Origin of the sequence: Mycolicibacterium llatzerense (assembly GCF_000878195.1) — a bacterium.
GTDB classification, from domain to species: domain Bacteria; phylum Actinomycetota; class Actinomycetes; order Mycobacteriales; family Mycobacteriaceae; genus Mycobacterium; species Mycobacterium llatzerense.
Window position 1 is genome coordinate 19,164 of record NZ_JXST01000058.1, and the last position, 8,450, is coordinate 27,613.

Annotated in this window: 9 protein-coding genes and 1 pseudogene; 6 read left to right on the forward strand and 4 right to left on the reverse strand. The window is 69.0% G+C overall.

Annotated features, from left to right (window positions below; all coding sequences use genetic code 11):
• Positions 1–60 precede the first annotated feature (60 nt).
• Positions 61–447 carry a hypothetical protein gene (locus tag TL10_RS27055; protein WP_043988082.1) on the forward strand — a complete coding sequence of 129 codons (387 nt, stop codon included), beginning with the start codon at positions 61–63 and terminating at the stop codon, positions 445–447.
• A 47-nt stretch (positions 448–494) separates the two neighbouring features.
• On the forward strand, positions 495–833 hold the full coding sequence (locus TL10_RS27060; protein ID WP_043390515.1) for a cupin domain-containing protein: 339 nt from the start codon (positions 495–497) through the stop codon (positions 831–833).
• On the opposite strand, the gene TL10_RS27065 is transcribed toward TL10_RS27060, so the two are convergent.
• From TL10_RS27065 to TL10_RS27075, 3 genes are all read right to left on the reverse strand, one after another.
• The gene (locus tag TL10_RS27065; RefSeq protein WP_043988084.1) at positions 814–2,409 is read right to left on the reverse strand and encodes an FAD-dependent oxidoreductase; all 1,596 of its coding nucleotides are present in this window, start codon (positions 2,407–2,409) and stop codon (positions 814–816) included. The two genes, TL10_RS27060 and TL10_RS27065, sit on opposite strands and share 20 nt — an antisense overlap.
• Before the next feature lie 58 nt (positions 2,410–2,467).
• Positions 2,468–4,117 (reverse strand): DNA repair helicase XPB, encoded by a 1,650-nt coding sequence (locus tag TL10_RS27070; RefSeq protein WP_043390519.1) that lies wholly within the window; start codon positions 4,115–4,117, stop codon positions 2,468–2,470.
• A 75-nt stretch (positions 4,118–4,192) separates the two neighbouring features.
• Positions 4,193–6,430 (reverse strand): helicase-associated domain-containing protein, encoded by a 2,238-nt coding sequence (locus TL10_RS27075; RefSeq protein ID WP_043988085.1) that lies wholly within the window; start codon positions 6,428–6,430, stop codon positions 4,193–4,195.
• Positions 6,431–6,487: 57 nt separating this feature from the next.
• Between TL10_RS27075 and TL10_RS27080 the strand changes: the two genes are divergently transcribed.
• Genes TL10_RS27080 through TL10_RS27095 form a run of 4 tightly spaced genes read left to right on the forward strand, consistent with a single transcriptional unit; the run spans position 6,488 to position 8,053 of the window.
• The gene (locus tag TL10_RS27080; protein WP_043988086.1) at positions 6,488–6,682 is read left to right on the forward strand and encodes a hypothetical protein; all 195 of its coding nucleotides are present in this window, start codon (positions 6,488–6,490) and stop codon (positions 6,680–6,682) included.
• Between the two features lie 2 nt (positions 6,683–6,684).
• Positions 6,685–7,158 carry a cyclic pyranopterin monophosphate synthase MoaC gene (moaC, locus tag TL10_RS27085; RefSeq protein WP_082068106.1) on the forward strand — a complete coding sequence of 158 codons (474 nt, stop codon included), beginning with the start codon at positions 6,685–6,687 and terminating at the stop codon, positions 7,156–7,158.
• Positions 7,155–7,634, forward strand: a complete 480-nt coding sequence (locus TL10_RS27090) for a MogA/MoaB family molybdenum cofactor biosynthesis protein (RefSeq protein ID WP_043988087.1) — start codon at positions 7,155–7,157, stop codon at positions 7,632–7,634. The genes moaC and TL10_RS27090 overlap by 4 nt, the downstream gene beginning before the upstream one ends.
• On the forward strand, positions 7,631–8,053 hold the full coding sequence (locus TL10_RS27095; protein ID WP_043988088.1) for a molybdenum cofactor biosynthesis protein MoaE: 423 nt from the start codon (positions 7,631–7,633) through the stop codon (positions 8,051–8,053). Before TL10_RS27090 ends, TL10_RS27095 begins: the two co-directional genes overlap by 4 nt.
• Before the next feature lie 117 nt (positions 8,054–8,170).
• Here the strand turns inward: TL10_RS27095 and TL10_RS27100 are convergent.
• Positions 8,171–8,450: pseudogene (locus TL10_RS27100) on the reverse strand (transglycosylase family protein); the annotation flags it as partial.

Consider the following 8,450-nt stretch of genomic DNA (forward strand, 5'->3'; position numbering starts at 1 on the left):
TCCGGTCCGGAAGATGAACGGCTGGTAGCGCAAAGGTGCAGTCTCGGTGATCATTGCGCCATGTTGCCGACGATGCGCGAAACCGGGCGCCGAGCCGCCCCGGTGCCGATCCCCTCCAATGCCACGGCCACCCGGCGCACGGTGCGCGCCGGCGTCGTGAGCGGCCGGCCGCGCGTCGATACGCAGCCCCGTCCCGCCCACCGCGCCGACCTGGCTCAATCACGCCTGTTCGCGGCGCTGTTGCTGGACGAGATCGCCGATCTGGAAGACCAGATGACGTTGGTGGAGCGGCGATCCCGACGTGCGCAAAGCACCGCGGCAGCGGGGTCGGAGCTTCCGTCGGACACTCTGCTCGCCCTGCGTCGGCGACTCATGGAGGTGCAGCGGATGCTCGACGCACTGGGCCGTCGCTTCCCCAACGAGGGGGATTCGCTGCGCGTGATTTAAACCGCCAAACGGTTCCGGTGGGCATTGCTGAAGCGGATATTTGACTCATGGAGAAAATCTCGCTGACCGCTCTGGCGCGCCAGCATCTGGACATCGCGCGGGATGGGAACGGTGGGCGCAGTGCTCACACGATCTTCGGCGGCCACGAGCACGCGTTGCGGCAGACGCTGATCGCTCTCGCCGACGGCAATGAGTTGGCCGAACACGAGAGCCCCGGCGAGGCCACCCTTCAGGTACTGCTGGGCCGAGTGCGGCTCGTCGCCGAGCAGGCCAGCTGGGACGGTATGGCCGGTGACCACCTCATCATCCCGTCCACCCGGCACAGCCTGAAGGCGCTCGCCGATTCAGTGGTGCTGCTGACGGTGGTCAAACAGCCTGCGCGTTAGGTGGAATGAACGTCATCGCGCGCTCGGCGAGCGCGGTGATGGTCAGACTCGGATTGGCACCCACATTCGCCGGGACGGCCGCACCGTCGGTGACCAGCAGGTTCTCGTAACCGAACACATGATTGCGGCTGTCGACCACACCCGTCTCCGGAGAGGCGCCGATCACCGCGCCGCCGAGGATGTGGGCCGTCGACGGGATCGCGAAGATGCCCTCCGTCACGCCGGTGTACGGAACGCCGCCCATCCGCCGAGCGAACCATTTCGCCGCGTCGTAGGCGGCCGGCACGAAATCCGGGTTGGGGTTGAGCGGGTCCTGCTCGGTCGTCAGCGCGACGTTTCCGTTCGGCAGCCGCATCTTGACCTTCAGGCGCATCGCGTTGTCGATGGACTGCATGACCAGCAGGATGATCGTGCGGCGTGAGGTGCCCTTGATCTTCCATGCGGCCAGGGCTGCCTTCGGGTTCTTCGCCGCGGCGGCCAGGAAATGAAGTGGCCTGGTGCCGCGCTTGCCGGCCTCAATCATCAGGTTGAACAGCATCGACTGGGTGTCGCCGCCCTTGCCGTACGTGACGACCTCGATGTGGGTGGTCGGGTCGGTGTAGATACTCGACGTGATTGCGATCGAGTGGGTGAAGTCGTCGGGGTAGTCCTCGGGCGCCATCACCGCCATGATCGATTCGCTGTTGGTGCGCACCACATACCCGAGGCGGTCGGAGATGTTCGGCAGCGAACCGCTGAGCTTGCAGCGCTGCAGCAGCCGGTTGGTGCCCAAGGCCCCGGCCGCGACGACGACGCCGCGGGCACGCAGCGTCTGGCTGGTGCGCTTGCCCAATGCGCCACTCTTGCGGTGTGTCACTTCATATCCCGCTGAACCGTCGTCATCGAGCGGCTTGATGTCGGTCACCGCGCGCTCGCTGAAAATGCGGACCCCGAGCTTCTCGGCGAACCACAGGTAGTTCTTCCGCAACGTGTTCTTCGCACCGTGGCGACAGCCGACCATGCACGAACCGCATTTGATGCAGCCCGTCCGGTCGGGTCCGTCGCCGCCGAAATACGGGTCCGGCACCGTCCGGCCCGGCTGCCCGAGGAACACGCCCACATGCGCGCGACGGTAGGTGTCGCCGACGCCGATCGACTTGCCGTACTCCTGCAACAGCAGGTCTGCCGGCCCGTCGTCGTCGTACTCGACGACGCCCAGCATCCGTTCGGCCTCGTCGTAGTGCGGCGCCAGCTCGGTTTCCCAGTCGGCCAGGCCCTTCCACTGCGAGCTCTCGTAGAAATTCGGGAACGCCCGGTAGAGCGTGTTCGCGTAGCCGAGGCTGCCACCACCGACACCGCAGCCCGAGCCGATGAAGATGTCCTTGAACAGCGTCAGCCGCAGGATGCCGCGCATCCCGAGCTGCGGCGCCCAGTAATAATTCTTGGCGTCCTTGGTCTCGTCCGCGAAGTCGGCATCCTCGAAGCGCCGCCCGCATTCGAGAATCGCTACGCGGTAACCCTTTTCGGCCAAGCGCAGCGCCGAGACGCTGCCGCCGAAACCGGACCCGATGACCAGCCAGTCGTAGTCGTACGTCATCTGTGACCTCCGCAATCGGCGAACTGCGAAGAGCCTATGCCCTGATTGCTGGGACTGACTAGATAGCGGGCCCAAGCAGGTCGTCGGCGTCCTTGATGACGTAGCCGTACCCCTGCTCGGCCAGGAAGCGCTGCCGGTGTGCCGCGTACTCGGCGTCGAGACTGTCGCGCGAGACCACCGAGTAGAACACCGCGCCGCCACCGTCGGCCTTCGGGCGCAGCAACCGGCCCAGGCGCTGGGCCTCTTCCTGCCGCGACCCGAAGGTGCCCGAAACCTGAACGGCCACAGACGCTTCCGGTAGGTCGATGGAGAAGTTGGCGACCTTCGACACCACCAGGGTGCGCACCTCACCGCGTCGGAACTGATCGAACAGCGCTTCGCGTTCGGCGTTCTTGGTCGAGCCCTGGATCACCGGGGCGTCCAACTCCTGGCCGAGTTCCTCCAACTGGTCCAGATAAGCGCCGATCACCAGGGTCGGTTCATCAGGATGACGGGCCAGGATCGACTTCACCACCGCGATCTTGGTATGCGCCGTCGAGCACAGCTTGTAGCGCTCCTCGGGTTCGGCCGTCGCGTACGTCATGCGCTCGTTCTCGGTCATGGTGACCCGCACCTCGACGCACTCGGCCGGCGCGATCCAGCCCTGCGCCTCGATGTCCTTCCACGGGGCGTCGTACCGCTTGGGCCCGATCAGGGAGAAGACGTCGCCTTCGCGGCCGTCTTCGCGAATCAGGGTGGCGGTCAAGCCAAGTCGGCGCCGGGACTGCAGATCGGCCGTCATCCGGAACACCGGTGCGGGCAGCAGGTGCACCTCGTCGTAGATGATCAGGCCCCAGTCGCGGCTGTCGAACAGTTCCAGGTGCTTGTATTCGCCCTTGGTGCGCCGGGTGATGACCTGATACGTCGCGATGGTGACGGGCCGAATCTCCTTGCGTTCACCGGAGTATTCGCCGATCTCCTCTTCGGTCAGTGAGGTGCGCGCGATCAGTTCGCGCTTCCACTGCCGGCCGGCGACGGTGTTGGTGACCAGGATCAGCGTCGTCGCCCCGGCCTTGGCCATCGCCGCCGCACCGACCATGGTCTTGCCCGCGCCGCAGGGGAGGACCACGACGCCGGAGCCGCCCGCCCAGAACGAATCCGCGGCCAGCTCCTGGTAGTCGCGCAGCTTCCAGCCGTCTTCCTCCAGCGTGATCGGGTGCGCTTCGCCATTGACGTAACCCGCCAAATCCTCGGCGGGCCAACCGATCTTGAGCAGCATCTGCTTGACGCGGCCGCGCTCGGACGGGTGGACGATGACGGTGTCGTCGTCGATCTGGGCGCCCAGCATCGGGGCGATCTTCTTGTTGCGCAGCACCTCGGTGAGCACCGCGCGGTCGAAGCTCACCAGGGTCAGTCCGTGCGCGGGATGCTTCACCAGCTGCAGGCGCCCGTAGCGGCCCATGGTGTCGACGATGTCGACCAGCAGTGGCTGCGGCACCGCGTAGCGGGAATGCGACACCAGCGCGTCGACCACCTGCTCGGCGTCGTGACCCGCGGCGCGCGCGTTCCATAGCGCCAAGGGCGTGATCCGGTAGGTGTGCACATGCTCGGGCGCACGCTCCAGCTCGGCGAACGGCGCGATCGCCGCCCGCGCCGCCCCGGCCAGCTCATGGTCGACCTCGAGCAGCACGGTTTTATCCGACTGAACGATCAGGGGTCCGTCAGTCATGTGCGATCCATTCCATTACTCGCTCGCAGGCCATCCGATCCATTATCCAGACTCCGGGGAGTGGGTCGGATTCCGTCAGTCCGGCGCCACCACCGAGGTCACCCGGTGGATGGCGAATTCGCGGACCCGGCCGGCGGCCGGGTCGTAGGCGGTCAGCTGGCCGCCGCGGACGTTGACCGGCGACACCACACGCTGCGTGGCGACCCCGGCGGCGTCGACGTAGCCGATCACCACCGACGACTGGGTCAATGCGGCGTCGGTGAGCAGCGAGATCGCGGCGGCGGGGTCCAGTCGCTCGCCGTTGCCCCCGCGGCCCGTCTGGCGCAGGACGGCGACGATCGCGCCGAGCGTCTTCGGGTTCGGCGGCTGCGGGTGCCGGAAGGTGCGACGGTGTATCGGTGTGGACACCCGCGCGCCGAGCGGGCGCAGGTCGACGATGGTGCCCGACCAGTCCTCGGCAGCCGGGGCGAAGCCCGCGGTGCGCAGGCCGGCGAGCACGTCGGCGATCGGGGCCGGGGACACCGCGACGGTGGGGGCCAGGGCCCGCAGGCTCAGCTGCTCGAGGGTGGGGGAGGCCAGTGCCTGCGCCAGCAGGGCGGGGTCTTCGCACCGCACGAACGACGAGGCCATGCCCACCCGCAGCTGTCCGTGCCGCCGGGCCACGTCGTCGATGAGGTAGCTGAGGCCTTGCGGCACCGGTGTCTTGGAGTGCCGGGCGAACAGGGTGTGGATCTCGCTGGCGGTCCTGCCGGTGTCCAGGGCACGCCGGATGGACTGCTCGCTGATGCGATACACCGTTGCCGCGCCGGCGGATTCGATGTCGGCGACGACCGCCAGCTGATCGGCGAGGTCGCGTTCCAGCGGTCCGGGGACGACGACCGTCAGGTCGGCCTGCAGCAGGAAATGGTCGATGGGGTCGGGCAGTGCCGCGGCCATCGCGGCGGTGACCTCTTCTTCGGGCGCACCCGCCAGCAGCAGCCGGATGGGGCCGGCGACGGCGCCGCGGCCGATCATGCCCAAAGCGTGTGCCTCGGTGAGCAATTCGTCGGTGGGCTCGGGTTGCAGCCGGGCGGTCCAGCGCGGCCGGCGCCAGAGCATCGCGGCGGACGCCGCGGCAGTGTCCATGGTGCTGCCCGGCGGCAGCTCGGCGAGCACCGTCAGCAGCAGCCGGCGGTCCAGCGGAGCCGCCGACGAGTACAGCGCATTGGTCAGGGCGGCGTAGGGCTTGCCGTCGGGGCCACGCTTGCCCACCAGGCCGGGCCGGCCCGGCAGGTCCAGCCAGGTGGTGGCCAGCAGATGCCAGCGCGTCGCGGCGCTCGATTCGATGAACCGGTCCGCGGCCACGGTGGGCGCCCAGTAGGGGCCGTCGTCGTAGTCGTCGGAGTCCGGGATGCCCGACGCGATCAGCGTGGCCGACGCGCACAGCTCCAGGATCAGCGACAGCCGCCCTTCGTCGATGCCGGTGACCTTGGTCAGCCGCTTGGCGTCGCGCACCCCGAGGCCGCCGCTGCGCAGCTCGGGAACCGGTGTGGCCGAGAGAGTTTCGAGGACCAGTTCGACCTCGCGCAGCAGGTCGATGGCCGAGCCGGCCGCGGCCGCATCGACGTCCGCCGCCGCCAGCACCGGCGACGACGGAGCCGGTGGCGTCAACGTCGTCGGCCCCGGTGGCTGACCGCGCAGCACCTGGCCGACGAGCCGCGGCAGGATCACCGTCTCGTCATCGATCCGGCGCAGCAGTCCGGCCGCGATCAGCTGTGGCACTGGGCGGTCGTCCGGCGTACCGGGGGCCGCGTCCTTGGTTCGGCCGATCGGTGAGCCGTCGGCCAGCCGCTCCAGCAGATCGCGCTGGGGGGTGTCGATACCGGCCAGCTTCCCGGCGATGCCGTCGCCATCAGGGTCTTCGACCGTGACCTGCCCCGGGTACCAGGGCAGCACCGAGGCCGCCTCCGAGACCACCCGCACCGAGGTGTCGCCCCACACCAGCCCGCGGGTCCGCAGCTCGTCGAGCGCCGAGGTGACGATCTTCTTGGTGGCCCGGCCGGCGAGCAGTTTGAACAGGGCGCCGGTCGGTACGGCGATGCTGGTGGCCTGCAGCGTCAGCAGCGCGTCCAGCACCGCCAGCTGCAGGAAATCGAGATCGTCCGTCGCGGCTTTGACCGACTGCCGGGACTGGGCCCGCGCGGCCAGCGCCGACAGGGTCGCCGGTGGCGGCTGGGTGAGGTCAGGTCGGGCGCTGAGCAGCTGTACCAGCTGCGCATCCGACATGTCGGCCAGCCAGGAGCCCAGCGGCACACCCGGGGATTCGTCGATCATTGCTGACCAGCGTAAAGCAGCCTCCCGGCCTCGCCAGCGGGCGCGGCGCCTGCCACAATGTCATCCGTGGCTGAGAAGAAGAAGAACCAGTACGTCGACAACGGCTGGCCCGAGGTGGCCGACGACGATCACGCCGTCAGTGAGCTCGCGACGGACCGTACCGGCGCCCTGTCTCCGTTCGGTGACGTGGAGTTCCCGCTGCCGGCCGAGCGGCTGCCGTACATGCACCCGGTCACCGTCGTCAACAAGTAGCCGTGGAGCTCTCGCACCTGGACGAATCGGGTGCGGCCCACATGGTGGACGTGTCCGCCAAGGACGCCACCCGACGCACCGCCGTCGCGGCGGGCGTCCTGCACACCCGCGCTGACGTCGTCGACCTCATCACCAGCGGTGGCCTGCCCAAGGGCGACGCCCTCGCGACCGCCCGCGTCGCCGGCATCATGGCCGCCAAGCGCACGAGCGACCTGATCCCGCTGTGCCACCAGCTGGCGCTGACCAAGGTCGAAGTGGCCTTCGAGACGAGTGCGGGTGCTGCCGATATCGCGATCACCGCGACGGTGCGCACCACCGACCGCACCGGCGTCGAGATGGAAGCCCTGACCGCCGTCAGCGTCGCGGCGCTGACGCTGTACGACATGATCAAGGCCGTCGACCCGGCCGCGCGCATCGATGACATCCGGGTGCTGCGCAAGGAGGGCGGCAAGACCGGTCTCTGGGAGCCGGCGTGAGCCGTACCGCCCGCGTCGTCATCGCCTCCACCCGGGCCGCCGCCGGCGTCTACGAGGACCGCACCGGCCCGCTGATCGTCACCTGGCTCGCTGAGCGCGGGTTCGACGTGCCCGCACCCGTCGTCGTCACCGACGGCGCCCCGGTCGGCGCCGAACTGCGCCGCGCTGTTGCCGACGACGTGGACGTCGTCCTCACCTCCGGCGGCACGGGAATCTCCCCGACCGACGCCACCCCGCAAGCCACCCTTGAGGTCCTGGACTACCAGATCCCCGGACTGGCCGACGCGATCCGCCAATCCGGCCTGCCGCACGTCCCGACCTCGGTGCTGTCCCGTGGTGTGTGCGGCGTCGCCGGCCGGACGTTGATCGTCAACCTGCCGGGTTCGTCCGGGGGAGTGAAGGACGGGCTGGGCGTGCTGGCCGGGGTACTGGACCATGCGCTCGACCAGCTCAGTGGAAAGGACCATGCCGGGTGATCGTGCTCCGTGCCGACCTCAGTGAATCGCCGATCGACGTCGCCTCCCACGAGGCGCTGGTCGACCACACTGCCGCGGGAGCGGTCGTGAGCTTCGCCGGCGTCGTGCGCGATCACGACGGCGGCCGTGGGGTGACGCGCCTGGAGTACTCGGCGCATCCGTCGGCCGCGGAGGTACTGGCCGAGGTCGCCGCCGAGGTCGCCGCAGCCTCCGAAGGTGTGCGGGCCATCGCAGTCAGCCACCGGATCGGCGTCCTGAACATCGGCGACGCGGCCCTGGTCGCGGCGGTGTCGGCCGATCACCGCGCTGCAGCGTTCCGGACCTGCGAGCTACTGGTCGACACCGTCAAGGAGCGGCTGCCGGTGTGGAAGCACCAGTTCTTCACCGACGGCACCGACGAATGGGTCGGCTCCGCCTGATTTCCGCCGACTGGCCACTTACGACCCGCGTGCCACGAATACCCGTGCCGTAACTGGCCACTCGGCAAAAAGAAAATCGCCCCGGTCGATGACCGGGGCGATTTCTCTTTGTCGGTGTTACTGGGCCGGAGCCGGGGCGATGTCGGCAACTGGGGCCGGGCCGGGCGCCGGAGCGTTCGGCGGGGCCGGGACGCTGCCACCGGGAGTGCCGGTCCGCGTCGAGGCGACGGCGAGCAGGGCGTCACGTCCGGAGATGTCGTTGTTCTGGACCGCGTGCCACAGCTGCTTCAGGTAGCTCATGTTGGCGCTGTCGCCGGTGTCGGTCGGTTCCATGGTCGAACCCGGAGGCAGGTTGGTCGGGCTGGCCAGGTGCGGCGTGCCGTCCGGCGGGGTCTGC

Excerpts from the sequence above, each read along its gene's own strand:
- TL10_RS27055 (WP_043988082.1), top strand. The coding sequence starts at position 61 with ATGTTGCCGACGATGCGCGAAACCGGGCGCCGAGCCGCCCCGGTGCCG.
- TL10_RS27060 (WP_043390515.1), top strand. The coding sequence starts at position 495 with ATGGAGAAAATCTCGCTGACCGCTCTGGCGCGCCAGCATCTGGACATC.
- TL10_RS27065 (WP_043988084.1), bottom strand. The coding sequence starts at position 2,409 with ATGACGTACGACTACGACTGGCTGGTCATCGGGTCCGGTTTCGGCGGC.
- TL10_RS27070 (WP_043390519.1), bottom strand. The coding sequence starts at position 4,117 with ATGACTGACGGACCCCTGATCGTTCAGTCGGATAAAACCGTGCTGCTC.
- TL10_RS27075 (WP_043988085.1), bottom strand. The coding sequence starts at position 6,430 with ATGATCGACGAATCCCCGGGTGTGCCGCTGGGCTCCTGGCTGGCCGAC.
- TL10_RS27080 (WP_043988086.1), top strand. The coding sequence starts at position 6,488 with ATGTCATCCGTGGCTGAGAAGAAGAAGAACCAGTACGTCGACAACGGC.